The following is a 16,070-nucleotide window of genomic DNA, read 5'->3' as shown; positions in this document are numbered from 1 at the left end:
ACTCCCCTGAACTTTCTGTTCAGGGGAGCCTTGTTAGCTCTCAAATAACACATTGGCATTATAACCGGAACCGCCCGTTTGCCGCATCAGGTCTTTGAAAGTCTTGGGCTGAACGGTACGGATGGGAATTTGTTTGCCGCAGACCGAGCAAATAATGCGCCGTTTCCCCGAAATCGGCTCTCTCTTGGTGATGAGTGTGTCCATTGAGACATGAAGAAATCCACATTTGCATTCCAGTTCCATATATTACACCCCCAAATGAAAAAGCCTTTCCAGGAAGCCTCCAATGGAAAGGCGGAGCAGTCTGTGGCTCTCTATCTCTTTCCAGCTTCGGCAACCTGGCAATCATAGCCTCCGGAGCGAGGCCTTAGACCCATGGCTTTGCGCCCCCACCTTTCGATGGGTTTGCCTTTATCGACTGTGTGTAGTATTTCACTTATTAATTTAGCACTATTTGTAACAAGTGTCAACTCTTAATTGGTGAAAAATGACGAAAAAACTCAAATGGCTTGCCAAGGCAGGGTTTAACTGTTAAAATTATTTAGGGAAAATCAATAATGTGAGGAGGATATTCTAATGGCTAAGCATATTAAAACTCTGGCTGTAAAAAATCTGCAAAATACCGTTAAAACCGGGGGTTGTGGCGAATGCCAGACCAGCTGTCAATCAGCTTGCAAAACTTCCTGCACAGTTGGTAACCAGGTTTGTGTAAGATAAAGAAAGGGCCTGACCTCACCTGCGGGGTCGGGTTTTTTACTGTCTAATGCTGTTTAATGAGGTGGTAGACATTGTTGCATAAATTTACCCTCTTTGGCAGTAGGATTGTCTATGATGTGGCTTCCGGCTCCGTCCATGTAGTGGACGAGCTGACCTGGCGGATTCTGGAGTACTGGCCGGTTGCAAGTCGGGAGGAGATTGGAGCCAAATTAGGGCAGGAATATAGCCGGGAAGAAATCGAGGAAGCGGTCCGGGAGCTGGAGGAATTAAAAAAGGAGGGTCTATTGCTGGCAGAGGACCAGGCTCCGGCTGCTTTGCATTTGCGCCAGCAATCGGTAGTAAAGGCCCTTTGTCTCCATGTGGCCCATGACTGCAATTTGCGCTGCCGTTATTGTTTTGCCGGCACCGGGCCTTTTGGCGGGGACCGTACTCTGATGAAGGAGGAAACAGGGCGTCAGGCCATTGACTTCTTGCTTAAAGCCAGCGGAAAGCGGCAGCAGGTGGAAATTGACTTCTTTGGCGGGGAGCCGCTGCTGAATTTTCCGGTAGTCAAAAACCTGGTGGCATACGGCAAAGAGGCGGCCGCGGCAGCCGGGAAGAAAATCAAATTTACTTTGACTACCAATGCCCTGTTGCTAACTGAAGAAATTGAACGGTGGTTGAATGAAGAGGAAATGGCAGTGGTTCTAAGTCTGGATGGGCGTCCGGAGGTCCATGATCGCATGCGCCCCCGGCTGGATGGCAGTGGTTCTTACCAGCGTACTGTTGACCATATCTTGCGTTTTGTTAACAGCCGTAACCAGGAAAATTATTATGTGCGGGGAACTTTTACCAGCTTACAACCGGATTTTGCGGCAGATGTCATTTACATGGCTGACCTGGGGATTAAACACCTGTCGGTAGAACCGGTAGTAGGGGCGCCGGAAGAGGATTATGCCCTGAAGGAAGAGCATCTACCACAATTGCTGGCAGAATATGAACGGCTGACAGAGGAGTTTTTGCGGCGCCAGGAAACAGGGCAGCCCTTTACCTTTTTCCATTTCAACCTGGATCTAACGGGTGGCCCTTGTCTGGCCAAGCGGCTATCCGGTTGTGGTGCGGGCCATGAATATCTGGCCTGCGACCCGGAGGGCAACCTCTACCCCTGTCATCAATTTGTCGGCAATAAAGATTTCTGGCTGGGAACAGTAGATACAGGAGTAGAAAAACCGGAGCTGGTCCAGCGTTTTCAGGAGGCCCATGTCTTCAACAAGCAGAAATGTCAGAATTGCTGGGCCCGCTATTTATGCAGCGGTGGTTGCCATGCCAGCAACTACCACAGCCATGGCCATTTGCTGGAACCATATGAAATGGGATGTGCCCTGGAAAAGAAGAGACTGGAATGCGCTATTTATATTCAGCTAAAAACTGCAGGTCTTGTTTAAATTTTAAAGAAAAGGTTGGCTGGATAGTTAAACTATGATATAATAGAAAAGCCATGTTTATCTTTTGCGGACTGCAGTGGATGAGCAGGGAAAGGAGGGGCCATGCAGAAAGAGCTTGCAACCAAACAGCAAAATGGCAACTGGCTGGGGGTTGTGCTGGGCCTGGCACTGGTAGCCAATGTCCTGGCAGCCTGGCAAACTGATGATAGAATTAAAGCTTTTGCAGTAGAAATCGATGGGAAGCAAGTAGCAGTGGTAGAAGAACGCCAGCAGGCAGACCGCTTGATCAAGCAGTTGATCAAAGAACGCCAATTAAGGGGAGAGGCTTCTCATCAGCCGGTGATTGTCTATGAACCGGTAAAGGCAAGAAAAGAGGAATTGACTGCAGCTGACCGGCTGCAACGAATTTTACAGGAACAGTTGTTGCCGATCCGGGCCGCATATGGAATCGAAATCAACGGCCGGGTTGAAGTGGTTCTGCCCACCCGGGAAGAGGCGGAAAAAGTACTGACTCTATTGCAGCAACAGGCCAATGGCGGTATGAAAGGCACAGTAGTGTCCAGTCAAATTAAAGAAAAGATTGCGGTTGTTAAAACAGTAGCAGCCAGTGGTGAGCTGGTCACGGCTCCGGAAGCGGCTCGAATCCTGCTGCAAGGGCGGACAGAAATCAAGGAATATACCGTTAAGGAAGGGGATAGTCTCTGGCTGATTGCCCGGCGCTATGACTTAAGGGTGAAAGACATCCGGGCGTTGAATCCGGAGATTACCGGTGAATTCGTCGATGTGGGCCAGGTCATCAAACTGGCCAAAGTGGAACCCCTGGTACATATTGAAACCAGGCTACGGACTCAGATTGTCGAGAACATTCCGGCTCCTGTTAAGGTGGAAATGAAACGGACCTTGCGCCGGGGGGTAGAAAAGGTAGTTCAGGAAGGTAAACCGGGTAAACAGGTTAAACAGGTGGAAACGGTATTTATTAATGGGGTACCGGTAGGACAAAAACTGGTAGCCAGCCGGATTGTGGAAAATCCTCGCCCCAGAGTTATTTACAAAGGCGGACGGGGAGGGAGTTATATGATTGCCTCCCGGGGTAACGTGGGCAGTGACTTGCTCTGGCCTACTCGTGGTCCGATCTCTTCTCCCTATGGTGAACGCTGGGGTCGGATGCATACCGGAATAGATATTGATGGCAGTACCGGCAACCCTGTTTATGCTGCTGAAGATGGAGTGGTTATTCAGGCTGGCTGGTATGCTGAATACGGTAAGTTCATAGCGATTCGCCATGACAATGGACTGGTTACCCGTTATGGCCACCTATCTTCCATAGATGTAACCGAAGGCCAGCGGGTCAGCCGGGGTGAATATATAGGTGCTGTAGGTTCAACTGGCCGCAGTACTGGTTCTCATCTCCATTTTGAGGTACTGAAAAACGGTGATTTCCAGAATCCTCTTGCATATTTGCGCTAAACTACAAAACCAGGGACTGCCCTGGTTTTGTTCTTTTTCGGGGTTTACCTGAACAAAAATTTTAATATACTATACGGGGGTATACTTGACAAAAGGGATTTTTCGTAAGAAAATAAAGGTAGCGAAAACACAGGAAAGTGAAAGAGGGATGAAAAATGGCCAATACTGTGTATGATATTATCATCATCGGAGGGGGGCCGGCAGGGTTGACGGCTGCCCTCTATGGAGCCCGCTCCAATCTGAAAGTGCTGGTAATCGAAAAAATGATGCCCGGTGGACAGGCTGCCATTACGGAAAGCATTGAAAATTATCCTGGTTTTCCCCAGGGTATTGCCGGTTTTGAACTGGGCATGAAATTGCATGAACAGGCCGGACGTTTTGGTGCTGAAATGGTAGTGGAAGAAGTGGTGGAACTGCAACTGGCCGGCCAGCCCAAGGTGGTCAAAACCACCCAGAATACTTATGAAGCTAAAGCGGTAATTCTGGCTACTGGGGCCAAAAACCGCGCCCTGGGTTGTCCGGGGGAAGAACAATTCCGGGGCCGGGGAGTTTCTTATTGTGCCACCTGTGATGGAGCCTTTTTCACCGGTAAAAAGGTGGTAGTAGTAGGTGGCGGCAACTCCGCAGTGGAGGAAGCGGTGTATCTGACCAAGTTTGCGGAAAAGGTAACCATTATCCACCGTCGGGATACTTTGCGGGCTGACAAAGTAGTACAGGAAAAGGCTTTTAATGAACCAAAGATCGATTTTCTCTGGAATAAAGTAGTGGTGGAAATCACCGGGCAGGATCAGGTAACAGGGGTAGTGGTTCAGGATACGGTGACCGGAGAAAAATCCACTGTAGCCACTGATGGGGTTTTCGTCTTTGTCGGCATGGAGCCCCAGACTGCTCTGGTAGCAGGACAGGTGGAACTCACTGAAGATGGCTATATTCGGGCCGATGAAAGCACTGCTACCAATTTGCCGGGGGTTTTTGCTGCCGGAGATGTGCGCAAAAAACCCCTGCGCCAGGTGGTAACAGCCGTAGCTGATGGAGCGGTAGCAGCCATGGCTGCTGAAAAATATGTCGAAAATTTGAAATAGATCAGGCCTGGCAGGAATCTGCCTGCCGGGGTAGAATATAACCTGTGGGAATTTTACCACAGGAAGGAGAATGTCTGGTGCCAAAGCCAAAACACCGGAAAAAGCCAAAGGTCGTGAAACAGGATGGGCTGGTTGGTACTGCGCCTACCGGGAACAAAAAGAAAGATCACTGGGTTATTCTGGCCATCTTTACCATTGCAGCCCTGATCGGGGCCATCCTGTTACCGGCAATATTCAACCGGGGGCAAGCCCAGCTGGGCGGCGGAGGAGTTAATATCAGCCAGCTGGAAGAGATAGTTAAGAAAAACCCTCAGGATATTGATGCCAAGGATGCGCTGGGGACTGCCTATTTCAACCAGGGCAGCAGCAAATTGCAGGCCGGGGACCAGAAAGGGGCCCAGCAGGATTTGCAACGGGCAATCGCTCTTTTCAATGATGTACTCAAAGTCAAGCCCCAAAAAATCGAAACCCTGGGTGACCTGGCCACAGCCTATTATTATACTGGCGATACGGTTAAAGCCATAGAACTGGCCCAAAAGGCCCTCAGTATTAATCCCGATTTTACTCCGGCGCGCTTGAACCTGGCTATCTACCTCAGCAGCCAGGGCAAATACCAGGAAGCGATAAATGAGCTGAAGAAAATCCCCGCTACCAGCCCGGATTATGCCACAGCTCAGGCGCGGATTAAGGAATATCAGCAGGCTCTGACCCAGCCTGCCCCTTCCGGAACAGGAAGCGCTGGAACGGGCAGCAGCACTACAGGAACAGGCGGTACTCCGGTTCCCGGTCCGGCACCGGCTCCCACACCGGCTAAACCGGCTCAATAAGATTTTCACCTCTGCCTTTCAGGGCAGAGGTTTTTTCTTGCCATAACTTACCGGGACCGCAAATAGCATATAAATTGTATAATAGAGGAGGAGAAAGAGTTAAAGGGAGAGATTAATATGCCGATTTTAGATACTAATCTTTATTACTGGCGGGGATTGCTGGCTGGTCTTGCCCTTTGTTTGCTAGGGCTGGTTTTGGTCTGGTGGCCTCAACCAAAACAGGGACTTTACCTGATTTTGCAGCAGCTACTCAAGGCCAAACTGGTCTGGGAGACCAGAGATTGGCGGGAAATTGAAGGGGAGCATTTTCGCATTCGCTATCAGGGCGATGCGGAAGGAGCTGATGAAGCCCGATTGGTTTTGCAGACTGCGGAAAAATTTTATCCTTCGCTGCTGAAAAAGTTTCATATTTCAGGAATAGAGGGAAAAACCCTGGTAGTCATTTTCCCCGACAAAGACAGCCTTAATCGTTCTTTTGGCTGGGGTGGGGATCAGGGGACTATGGGTGTCTACTGGGCAGGTACGATTCGGGTGCTGGCTCCGCAGCAATGGGCACAGGCAGAGGAGGATTTTGTGGTCAATGGACCTATGGCTCATGAATTTGCCCATTTGCTGGTGGATAAACTGACTCTGGGCAATTATCCCCGCTGGCTGACGGAAGGGATTGCCCAGCAACTGGAATATGAATTGACCGGTTTTGAATTTAAGGCCAGGTCAGGCTCTCATTCCTGGTATCCGGTAGAAATGATGGATGGACAGTTTGACAGCTTGCCTGATCAGGAGCTGGCCTATATCCAGGCCCGGCAAATGGTCAGGTTCATGGAGGAAAGATATGGCGAAAAAGCCTGGCGGCGCCTGTTGCCATATCTCGGTCAGGGCTGGCCTTTTAGCTGGGCCTGGTACAAAGCTTTTGGCGAAAATTTTGCTGATTTTTCCCGGGCATTTATAAGCACCGATCAAGCTGGGTAAACTACTGCCAAAAAGGGGTGCTGCTGATGAATCAGGATAACCGCTTGCAGGAAAAAATTACCTGGCATTTGCAGGAAAAGATGAACTTGAGTGCTGAAGATATCAATGTCCGGGTGGTCAAGGGCAAGATCCAGCTTTCCGGTTGTGTGGATGTACTGGCAGAAAAGGAAAGGGCAGAGGAACTGGTACGGGAAGTGGCCGGGGCTGAACCTCTGGATAATAGCCTGACGGTGGTAACGGAAAATGTGCCTGCCGATAAGGATGTAGAGGCGGCAGTACGGGAAAGATTGCTGCGCCATGGGATTGACCTGGGCCATATAGGAGTTAAAGTTAGTAACGGTGTGGTGGTACTGGTCGGCAAGACCGCCAGCTGGGCGGAAGAAGAGGCGGCTCGCCAGGCTGCCTCCCAGGTCTACGGGGTGAAGGAAGTAATTTCTCAGGTAGAAGCGGGGGCACTGGCAGACTGGGATGACGCTACCATTACCAACAGTATAGAGGATGTTTTTGCCCATGCCGAAACACTGGCCAACCATGACATTGTGACCCAAACCCGGGCTGGAGTGGTTACCCTGTTGGGCTGGGTAAACCGCCCCGAGGACAGAACTACTGCTGAAAAGCTGGCTGGACAGGTACCAGGGGTAAAAAAGGTGCGCAATCATCTGCGGGTCAGGGAAGGAGCCCGGAACGGGGATATTGCCCTGACCAATCAGGCTCGCAGTTTGCTGGGAGCCAGTGGTCTGGCCATGGTCAGGGTTTATGTGGTAGAGGGGATCGCTTTTCTGGCTGGTCGGGTAGCCAGCATTGACCAGAAGAAAAAGGCCGAAGCCCTGGTGACCGGGATTGAGGGGATAAAAGGTATCAATAATTCTATAATTGTTTCTCTGCATTGAAGGATTTTGCTGCTCAATGGCGAAAAATATTATAGGGAAAACGATACAAATGAAACGGAGGCGGGCCCTGAACGGTCCCGCTCCTTCTTTGCTTGCAGAGAATGGAGGAGACACGAGAGTGACAGTATTGAAAATACGCGGTGGTGTGAGACTGGAAGGAAAAGTACGGGTTAGTGGTGCCAAAAATGCTGCTCTGACTGCTATCAGTGCAGCCATGCTGGCTACCAGCCCTGTTTATCTGGAAAATATGCCGCAAATCAGCGATGTGCTGGTGATGCTGGATATTATTCGTCTGCTGGGAGCGGAAGTAAGCTGGGATGAGCCGACGGTAGTGCGGATTGTTCCCCCGGAGCACCCCGGTTATGATACCCCTTATGAACTGGTGAAAAAACTGCGGGCCTCCAATCTCTTACTGGGTTCGCTGCTACCACGGACCGGCCGGGCCCACATCGCCCTGCCGGGAGGCTGCAATATCGGGAGCCGGCCCATGGACTTGCATATCAAAGGGCTGGGGGCGCTGGGAGCCGAGGTGGAACTGAGCCAGGGGTATATTAAGGCCAGGGTTAGAAATGGTTTGCAGGGGGCCAAGATCTATCTGGATTTTCCCAGTGTTGGCGCAACGGAAAATCTGATGATGGCAGCTGCTACTGCCAAAGGCCAAACAATCATCGAAAATGCGGCCAAGGAACCGGAAATTGTGGATCTAGCCAATTTTCTCAATGCAATGGGTGCCAAAATCCGCGGAGCCGGCACTGATGTGATCAAAATCGAGGGAGTCAAGGCTTTGCAGGGGACCCGTTATGCCATCATTCCTGACCGTATTGAAGCCGGGACCTACATGGTGGCAGCGGCAGCCACTGATGGGGATGTTACTATCGAAAATGTCATTCCAACCCACGTGGAACCGGTGACAGCTAAACTAAAAGAAATGGGTGTAAGAGTAATTGAGGAAGATGATGTTATTCGGGTTATCAGCACAGGAACACGCCGACCGGTAGATATAAAAACGATGCCTTATCCTGGTTTTCCGACCGATATGCAGTCTCAAATGATGGCCCTGTTAGCTGTAACCCCTGGTGTCTCCATGGTTACCGAAAATGTCTTCGAAAACCGGATGCAACTGGCTGATGAGTTGAAACGCATGGGAGCCCGGATTAAGATTCAGGGCAGAACAGCAGTGGTGGAAGGAATTGAGCGGCTGGAAGGAGCCCAGGTGCGGGCCACGGATCTGCGGGCAGGCGCTGCCTTGATCATCGCCGGTCTGGTAGCAGAGGGAATTACTGAAATCGATAATGTTCACTATATTGACCGGGGTTATGAAAATCTGGAAGAAAAATTTAATGGTCTCGGGGCAGGAATTTGGCGGGAAATAGCGAAATAAGTCGCGTAGGTTAGATTATGGAAGTAGAGGAGTGTGAGAGGTGTGATATTTACCAGGTGGAAATACAGGCCGTTCTGGCGTCTGGGCGTAGTTTTTCTAACGGTGACCGGAGGCGGAACACTGATCTGGACCGCTTTTCTGGCCTGGTATCTGGAGGTACCGGATGATAAGTTGCTGGCCATTTTCGGACCAGTAATTCCTATCGGTGTCGTAGCGGCAGCTGCGATTCTGGCCTACGTGAATAGGTTGCTGGTGGAGGTCTTAACGATATTTGCAGATGCAGCGAAGCGGGTAGCAGAAAAAGACCTTACCACCACCATCTATTTTCCTACCAATGATATTTTTGGCAAGACCGCCGAAGCTTTTAATAAAATGATTGTCGATGTGAGAGCTACTGTCCAGCAAAGCGCTGTTACAGCAGAAGGGGTAACAAAAGAAGCTGTTGAGGTTTCAAAGGCTACGGAGAGTGCCACTGCCTCTATTCAGCAGATTTCCGCAGCCATGGAGCAAATTGCCGGCGGTTCGCAGCGACAGGCTGATGAGATTCTGGAAACCGTGCAGACCATGCAGGAAATATCGGCTGCTGTATCCCAGGTTGCGGCCCATTCCCAGCAGGCCTTTGCTTCCTCTCAGCAGGCAGCCCAGCTGGCCAGTAAAGGACTAAAGCAGGTGGAAGAGGCGGTAGCTAAAATGCATGCCATTTCAGAGGCGGTACAAACCTCCTCGGCAGCAGTGGAAAAACTCTATCAACGGTCCACTTACATTGGCGAGATTGTCAATGTCATTACCGGTATTGCCGATCAGACCAATTTGCTGGCCTTGAATGCGGCGATTGAAGCGGCCCGGGCCGGTGAACACGGACGCGGCTTTGCTGTTGTAGCCGATGAGGTGCGCAAACTGGCAGAAGGCTCAGGAGAAGCTGCCCAGAAAATTGGTGAACTGATTGAGGAAATTCAGGCTGAAACCGCCAGTGCTGCTCTGGCCATGACCAATGGCAACCGGGAGGTTGAAGACGGGGTCAAGGTTGCGCTGAAAGCAAAACAGGCCCTGGATGAAATTCACCATGCTGTTCTTTTAACCGAGGAAATGGTACAGGGTATAAGCAAGGCTTCCCAGGAGCAGTCTCAGGGACTATCCCAGCTGGCTGGAGCAGTGGAAAAAATCAGTGGCATTGCCCAGCAGTTCTCCACTGCTACCCAGCAGGTGGCAGCTTCCCTGGAACAGCAAATGTCGGCTAATGAGCAAATCAATGTTCTTTCCTATAACCTGGTGAAACTGGCAGAGGAATTGAAAAGGTATATTGATAATTTTAAAGTTCAGTGAACTTTAGCCGACCACGGTTGTCGCCGTGGTTTTTTTCTTGCTATAATGAAGAAGTACGGGAGGAACTGGTAATCATGGAACTGGAGCTGGTGAGCTGGCAGGGCAAGAAGAGGAGTTTTCAACTGTACCGGGTGCGCGACCTTGATACTCTGCTGGCTCAGGTGGAAACGGATGAAGATATTCCCTTCTGGGCCGAACTGTGGCCGTCGGCAGAAGGGCTGGCCCTGTGGCTGGAAGCGAGACCGGAACTGGTACAGGGCAAGCGGGCCCTGGAGCTGGGCTGTGGTCTGGGACTGGTGGGTCTGGTAGCAGCTGCCAACGGAGCAGAGGTAGTGCAAACCGATTTTGTCCCAGCGGCCCTGGAACTGGCCGGTCGAAATGCCCGGGCTAATGGCCTGGAACAACTGACCTGGCAGTTGCTGGACTGGCGGCAGCATCGAAAGCTGGGAGAGTTTCAGCTCATCCTGGGTTCGGATTTGTTTTATGAACCCGGGTTGCATGAAGATTTACTGGCCACCCTGGAACTTAACCTGGCTCCGTCTGGACACTGTCTTTTCAGTGACCCTGGGCGTGAAGGGGCCCAGGCCTTTGTCCGCCTTCTGGAGCAACGGGGCTGGCAGATTGAGAAAACCAAAGTGGAAAAGATCGATATTATCCAGGCAAGGAGAGGAGACCATGAGAATAGCTACCCTGGCGAGTAGCAGTTCAGGCAATGCCATCTGGGTGGAGGGAGAGGAAACGGCTGTACTGATTGATGCCGGACTGAGTGTACGCAAGCTAAAAGAGGCAGCTGCCCAGCTGGAACGCTGTCTGGAACAGCTAGCCGCAGTAGTGGTTACCCATGAACACAGGGATCATACCTGCGGACTGGGAGCTTTAAGCAGGAAATATAACTTGCCTGTGTATGCGACGGAATCCACCTGGGCGGCCATGGAGGCTCAGCTGGGCCCTATTGCCGAGCATAATCGCTGTATGCTGGCACCGGAGGAAAAAATAGAAATCGGGGAGCTGGCTTTCGAGGCTTTTTCCACTTCCCATGATGCCGGTGATCCGGTTGGCTATGTTTTTCATACCCGGGAAGCCACGGCAGGGGTTATGACTGATACCGGCTATGTCAGCCGGGGCATGGCTCGCAAATTGATGGAGTGTGAGCTACTGGTTTTTGAGGCTAACCATGACCGGGAGATGCTGATTCAGGGCCCTTATCCCTGGTCTTTAAAAAAGCGTATACTCAGTGACCGGGGGCACCTGGCCAATGATACGGCCGGTGATGTACTGGCCCGGCTCTGGGGTGGCCGCCAGCAGGGGGTGTTGCTGGCCCACCTGAGCCAGGAAAACAATACGCCCCAGAAGGCGCTGAAAACAGTGGAGGAACACTTTCAGGCTCTGGGAATCAAACCGGGAGAGGAAGCATGGCTGGAAGTGGCACCGGCCAGCAGTCCTTCTGCCTGGTTAGAAAAAAAATAATAAGGTAATCCTAATAAACAAAGGGAAGGAGGATACTTATGGATCAGTTTTATTATGAACGGAGACCTGGATTTTTAAGCTACATAGTTGTCAGTCTGCTTAGCGCCATAGTGGGCGGTCTGGTAGTAGGAGCTGCTTTATGGGGGCCACTTCGCGATCTGGAAAAGAAACAGGCAGAAGTGAAGATTAATCAGCCAGCGCAAATTACGCCCGGACAGACTGTCCCCCTGCCCGCAGGCTCGGCGCCAGTTGTGGATATTGCCAAACAGGTAGGACCGGCGGTAGTGGGAATATCTAACCGGGCTACCCGCATTGATTTCTGGGGTGAAACTCATGGCAGTGTGGAACAGGGTTCTGGCTCCGGGGTAATCATCGATCCCCAGGGTTATATAGTTACCAATAACCATGTAGTGGAAGGGGCCCAGGAACTGGTTGTCAGTCTGGCTAATGGCAAACATATCCCCGCCAAACTCATCGGCCGGGATCCCCGAACTGACCTGGCCGTAATCAAAATCAATCCGGCGGAAGCGGGAGAACTGACGGTGGCCAAACTGGGAGACTCCTCCCAGCTGCAGGTTGGGGAACTGGTAGTAGCTATCGGTAACCCGCTGGGGGAAGAATTTGCCCGCACGGTTACGGCCGGAATTATTTCCGCTCTCAACCGGACTCTGACCGTGGGGGAACAGAAATTTACCCTGATTCAGACTGATGCTGCCATCAACCCGGGTAATTCCGGTGGGGCCCTGGTCAATTCCAGGGGAGAAGTTATTGGGATCAACAGTGTAAAAATCATCAGCGAAAAAGTGGAAGGCATGAATTTCGCCATTCCCATCAATACCGCTAAACCCATAATTGAACAGCTCATCAAAAACGGGAAGGTAATCCGGCCCTGGCTGGGTATTCTCTACCGTGGTGTGGAAATTGACAAAGATCTGCAGCAACAATATGACTTGCCAGTAGATTACGGAATCGTGGTCGATGATGTAGTGGCCAATGGCCCTGCTGGTCTGGCCGGGATCCAGGCCCAGGATATCATCGTGGGAGTTGAGGGGGAAAAGGTAAAGACCTTCCAGGATCTGCAGGACCTGATCGGAAAACACAAGGTGGGCGATATCATCAAGGTAAAAGTGGTGCGTAACCGTCAATTCAAGGAATTTAGTGTAAAACTGGGTGAAATGCCGGGGACTTTACAGCCCTAAATGATGGGAGTGGCTAATGTGTATTGTGTTTGTGAACGCCATCTGGAGAAAGCAATGGACGAATTCGTCGATGTCTATGAACAACCTCCCGACCTCTATCTGCTAGAGAAGGTATCCTTTACGGACTGGCTGGCTCCTCAGCACTGCGATTTCTGCGATCAGCCGCCCAAATATCTGGTGGTATGACTATGCAGATAACTATAGTTTGTGTGGGTAAGCTCAAGGAAAAATACTGGCGAGAGGCGGAACAGGAATACCTGAAGCGGCTGGCACCCTATGCCAGGGTGAAAATCATTGAAGTCGCGGATGAGTCCTGCCCGGAAGAGGCCGGGGAGAGTGTTCGGGAACAGGTACGACAAAAAGAGGGGGAGCGTTTGCTGGCGGCTCTCCCCCCTCATTCCTGGCGGGTAGCTCTTGACCTGCGGGGAAAGACCTGTTCTTCGGAGGAGATGGCGGCCAGGGTCGAGGAATGGTTACTGGCAGGCTGGAGCCATCTGGTTTTTGTCATTGGCGGTTCCCTGGGACTGGCGGATAAGGTGCTGGCTGCCTGTCAGTTTAAGCTCAGTTTTGGGGCGTTTACCTATCCACATCAGCTGATGCGCGTGATTTTGCTGGAACAAATCTATCGCTGGCAGAAAATCCGGCGCGGGGAGCCGTATCATAAATAAAGCTGGTGATAAAATGATAAAATTTAACAAAATTAATTTCCATAAAATAAAACAACGATTGCCATTAACCAGTCAAATTTTTTCAAGATACAGTGAAGAAATAATTGCAGTGTATCTTTTTGGGTCATTAGTAAAGGATAATATCAAGCCTTTGAGTGATATTGATCTGGCCATTTTATTTAATTTTAAATTGACTCAGACAGTAATGGTCGATTTAGAAAACCGGATATTTATCGAGCTTATAAGATTTCTAGAAACAGAAGAAATAGACGGGATTGTTCTTAACTACCAGCCAATAAGCAGACAATTTGCAGTCCTTAAGAATAAACAGATCCTATATTGTTCTGATCATAAAAAAAGAATAGATTTTGAAACAGGGGTAATCCTTAGTTATCTTGATTTTAAGCCCTACCGGGAGGAATTTAACCGGGAGTTTGTTAGGGCACTGGGGGGAAGGTAAATTGGATGAAAAGTTACTTAAATCAAACAAGATTGCTAAAAAAATATATCAATCTGTTGGAAAAAGTTGCTCATACTGAAAAAAACGTTTTTTTAAAAGATGAAATTTTAACAGCTGCCGCTGAACGTTATTTACAGTTAGCTATTGAAACCTGCATCAATATAGGAAATCGAATAATAGCTTTAGAGTAATGGGGGAGCGCGAGGGGGCAGTAATCCCCCTCGATTCATTGAGGGGATACACGGACCCCCTCGCTCCGATATTTACAGAAATTTCATGTTATGTTATCATAATGGTATAAAGAAGAAAACCAGGATGTGATTGGATGCCTTTAATCACTCTCAAGGCGCAGGTCCACGCAGATTCTCAGACCGAAGCTGTTCTAAAAGACGCCATGTTCTGTGCCACCAAGGTCTACAACGGCCTCCTGTGGCACCTGCGGGAAGAGTACAAAGAAAACGGGAAAGTGAATATTTCTCGAAAGAACCTCAACCGCATCTTAAAGGAGCTACCCAGGGTCAAAGGGTATTACTCGATGTCAGTCCAGCTCACCCGTGATGAGGTACGGGAAGCATATAGGTCTTTCTTTGCTCTCAAGAAAAAGGGCCTCACACAACACAAGGCTCCCGGCTTCCGCCATAAAAATTATCTTTCCCCGCTCAAGTATGTCCAAAGCGGGTTCAGGGTAGATAAAAACAGAGTCACTCTGAGTCTGGGCACCAGCCGGGAAGATGGTGTAAAACAGGTTTCTTTCCGCATATCTCACCGTCCTGGTATTGAGTACGACCGGGTGCGGGAGCTTTCCATCACTTACGACAAGATTTCCGGGCAGATAGAGGCCCGTCTGGTGGTGGAGGTTAAGGCCCGTGAGAATAACGGGACGGAGAGAGTAGCGGTGGACCTCGGGGAGACGGTCCTTATGGCCTGCGCCTTTGGCGATGGCATGGTAACGCTTTACTCCGGCAGGCTGGTCAAGGCCATAAGGCGGTACTGGCAGAAGGTACGGGCCAGCCTTCAACGGAATTCCCGGAGATGGGGACAGGTAGCGCACCGGGAGAAGAAGCAGGTAGAACAGTTACTGCACGTAGCCACGTCCCACTTCATTGCAGAGTGTGTGCGGCGGGGCGTGAAGGAGATAGCCATAGGTGACCTCAACGGTATCCGTGAAAGCACCGACTATGGGGACCAGCTGAACCAACGTCTGCACGCCTGGCCGTACCGGAAGCTCATCAACATGCTCAAGTACAAGGGTGCTTTGGCGGGGATTGTGGTCCGGGACGACGTGAATGAGAGAGGTACGTCAGTCACTTGCCACGTCTGCGGGCGCGTCTTGTCCTCCAACCGGAAAAGCCGGGGGTTATACGAGTGTTCCTGCGGCTGGAGGGCGCAGGCGGACGTGAACGGGGCCTTGAACATTTTCGAGAAGAAGTACAAGGTATCTCCCATAAAGGGGAGTAGTGGCCGTGTGGCGTGGCCCGTGGTCCTGTCGTTCCGTTTGGGATGGCAAGGAGTCCACGAACCAAAGCGCGGGAATAAAGGCCTGCGTGCATCCGCTTGAAGATGCCCCTCAATTTATTGAGGGGAGGACGTCACAAACAAGCTTGTGCATGTCTAGTGGGAAATTGACCATGAAACGGTATATGAGATAATCACAAACAACCTAAGTGATTCAAAAGAGTTTTTAAATATTGTGGTCAGCTACCTACAAAAAAACTAAAATCCTTCCCCGCCTATTCAGCGGGAAAGGATTTTTTATTCCCCAATAATCTTAATCAGTACCCTTTTTCGGCGTTTGCCATCAAATTCCCCGTAAAAAATCTGTTCCCATGGTCCCAGGTCTAACTGGCCATTGGTAACAGCTACCACTACTTCCCGACCCATGATAGTACGTTTAAGGTGAGCATCGGCATTATCCTCAAAGCCATTATGCCGGTATTGTTCATAGGGCTTCTCGGGAGCCAGCTTTTCCAGCCAGGTTTCAAAATCGTGATGCAAGCCGCTTTCATCATCATTGATGAAAACACTGGCGGTTATATGCATGGCATTGCATAATAAAAGACCTTCCTTGATTCCGCTTTCCCGCAGGGCGGCTTCTACCTGAGGTGTAATATTAATAAAAGCCCGCCGGGTTTTGGTTTCAAACCACAGTTCCTTGCGATAGCTTTTCAATTTAATCCCCTCCTGCTTCCATTTTAC

Annotated in this window: 19 protein-coding genes and 1 riboswitch; of the genes, 17 read left to right on the top strand and 2 right to left on the bottom strand. The window is 50.4% G+C overall.

The features are described 5' to 3' along the window. Window positions 1-33 precede the first annotated feature (33 nt). Window positions 34-243: a hypothetical protein gene (locus tag ULO1_RS08465; protein ID WP_078666659.1), complete on the bottom strand. Its 210-nt coding sequence runs from the start codon at window positions 241-243 to the stop codon at window positions 34-36. 86 nt (window positions 244-329) lie between these two features. Beyond that, a riboswitch (cyclic di-GMP riboswitch) is annotated at window positions 330-420 on the bottom strand. Window positions 421-576: 156 nt separating this feature from the next. Here ULO1_RS08465 and scfA point away from each other — a divergent pair. The 17 genes from scfA (at window position 577) to ULO1_RS08380 (ending at window position 15,432) form a co-directional block, all read left to right on the top strand. Further along, a complete protein-coding gene (gene scfA / locus ULO1_RS08460) occupies window positions 577-717 on the top strand; it encodes a six-cysteine ranthipeptide SCIFF (protein ID WP_078666660.1) in 141 nt (46 codons plus the stop codon). A gap of 71 nt (window positions 718-788) precedes the next feature. Then, a complete protein-coding gene (gene scfB / locus ULO1_RS08455) occupies window positions 789-2,141 on the top strand; it encodes a thioether cross-link-forming SCIFF peptide maturase (protein ID WP_079933383.1) in 1,353 nt (450 codons plus the stop codon). 102 nt (window positions 2,142-2,243) lie between these two features. Next, window positions 2,244-3,608: a peptidoglycan DD-metalloendopeptidase family protein gene (locus ULO1_RS08450; RefSeq protein WP_078665427.1), complete on the top strand. Its 1,365-nt coding sequence runs from the start codon at window positions 2,244-2,246 to the stop codon at window positions 3,606-3,608. A gap of 155 nt (window positions 3,609-3,763) precedes the next feature. Then, window positions 3,764-4,690, top strand: coding sequence for a thioredoxin-disulfide reductase (trxB, locus tag ULO1_RS08445; protein WP_078665426.1), 927 nt, complete (start codon window positions 3,764-3,766; stop codon window positions 4,688-4,690). 77 nt (window positions 4,691-4,767) lie between these two features. Then, window positions 4,768-5,517 (top strand): tetratricopeptide repeat protein, encoded by a 750-nt coding sequence (locus tag ULO1_RS08440; protein ID WP_159071773.1) that lies wholly within the window; start codon window positions 4,768-4,770, stop codon window positions 5,515-5,517. Between the two features lie 117 nt (window positions 5,518-5,634). Next, complete coding sequence (locus ULO1_RS08435) at window positions 5,635-6,486, top strand: peptidase MA family metallohydrolase (protein ID WP_078665424.1); 852 nt, start codon at window positions 5,635-5,637, stop codon at window positions 6,484-6,486. A 26-nt stretch (window positions 6,487-6,512) separates the two neighbouring features. Beyond that, on the top strand, window positions 6,513-7,376 hold the full coding sequence (locus tag ULO1_RS08430; RefSeq protein WP_079933382.1) for a BON domain-containing protein: 864 nt from the start codon (window positions 6,513-6,515) through the stop codon (window positions 7,374-7,376). Between the two features lie 118 nt (window positions 7,377-7,494). Further along, window positions 7,495-8,757 carry a UDP-N-acetylglucosamine 1-carboxyvinyltransferase gene (gene murA, locus ULO1_RS08425; protein WP_079906417.1) on the top strand — a complete coding sequence of 421 codons (1,263 nt, stop codon included), beginning with the start codon at window positions 7,495-7,497 and terminating at the stop codon, window positions 8,755-8,757. A 42-nt stretch (window positions 8,758-8,799) separates the two neighbouring features. Then, the gene (locus tag ULO1_RS14765) at window positions 8,800-10,080 is read left to right on the top strand and encodes a methyl-accepting chemotaxis protein (protein ID WP_079906418.1); all 1,281 of its coding nucleotides are present in this window, start codon (window positions 8,800-8,802) and stop codon (window positions 10,078-10,080) included. 74 nt (window positions 10,081-10,154) lie between these two features. Then, entirely contained in the window at window positions 10,155-10,781 is a 627-nt protein-coding gene (locus ULO1_RS08415; RefSeq protein ID WP_079906419.1) for a methyltransferase, read from the top strand. Then, entirely contained in the window at window positions 10,756-11,547 is a 792-nt protein-coding gene (locus ULO1_RS08410) for an MBL fold metallo-hydrolase (RefSeq protein ID WP_078665419.1), read from the top strand. The genes ULO1_RS08415 and ULO1_RS08410 overlap by 26 nt, the downstream gene beginning before the upstream one ends. Before the next feature lie 38 nt (window positions 11,548-11,585). Continuing rightward, window positions 11,586-12,746, top strand: coding sequence for a S1C family serine protease (locus ULO1_RS08405; protein WP_078665418.1), 1,161 nt, complete (start codon window positions 11,586-11,588; stop codon window positions 12,744-12,746). Further along, entirely contained in the window at window positions 12,747-12,932 is a 186-nt protein-coding gene (locus ULO1_RS08400; protein ID WP_242947920.1) for a CxxH/CxxC protein, read from the top strand. 2 nt (window positions 12,933-12,934) lie between these two features. After that, the gene (rlmH, locus tag ULO1_RS08395; RefSeq protein WP_078665416.1) at window positions 12,935-13,414 is read left to right on the top strand and encodes a 23S rRNA (pseudouridine(1915)-N(3))-methyltransferase RlmH; all 480 of its coding nucleotides are present in this window, start codon (window positions 12,935-12,937) and stop codon (window positions 13,412-13,414) included. A gap of 13 nt (window positions 13,415-13,427) precedes the next feature. Next, the gene (locus ULO1_RS08390) at window positions 13,428-13,874 is read left to right on the top strand and encodes a nucleotidyltransferase domain-containing protein (protein ID WP_079933381.1); all 447 of its coding nucleotides are present in this window, start codon (window positions 13,428-13,430) and stop codon (window positions 13,872-13,874) included. A 5-nt stretch (window positions 13,875-13,879) separates the two neighbouring features. Beyond that, window positions 13,880-14,065: a HepT-like ribonuclease domain-containing protein gene (locus ULO1_RS08385; RefSeq protein ID WP_079933380.1), complete on the top strand. Its 186-nt coding sequence runs from the start codon at window positions 13,880-13,882 to the stop codon at window positions 14,063-14,065. Window positions 14,066-14,199: 134 nt separating this feature from the next. Continuing rightward, window positions 14,200-15,432, top strand: a complete 1,233-nt coding sequence (locus tag ULO1_RS08380) for an RNA-guided endonuclease TnpB family protein (protein WP_079933379.1) — start codon at window positions 14,200-14,202, stop codon at window positions 15,430-15,432. Window positions 15,433-15,626: 194 nt separating this feature from the next. On the opposite strand, the gene ULO1_RS08375 is transcribed toward ULO1_RS08380, so the two are convergent. Next, window positions 15,627-16,043, bottom strand: coding sequence for a secondary thiamine-phosphate synthase enzyme YjbQ (locus tag ULO1_RS08375; RefSeq protein WP_078665413.1), 417 nt, complete (start codon window positions 16,041-16,043; stop codon window positions 15,627-15,629). Window positions 16,044-16,070: the final 27 nt, after the last annotated feature.

Source organism: Carboxydocella sp. ULO1 (assembly GCF_002049255.1).
Lineage (GTDB): Bacteria > Bacillota.
The sequence above is the reverse complement of the archived record's forward strand: the minus strand, read 5'-3'. Positions and strand labels throughout refer to the sequence as shown.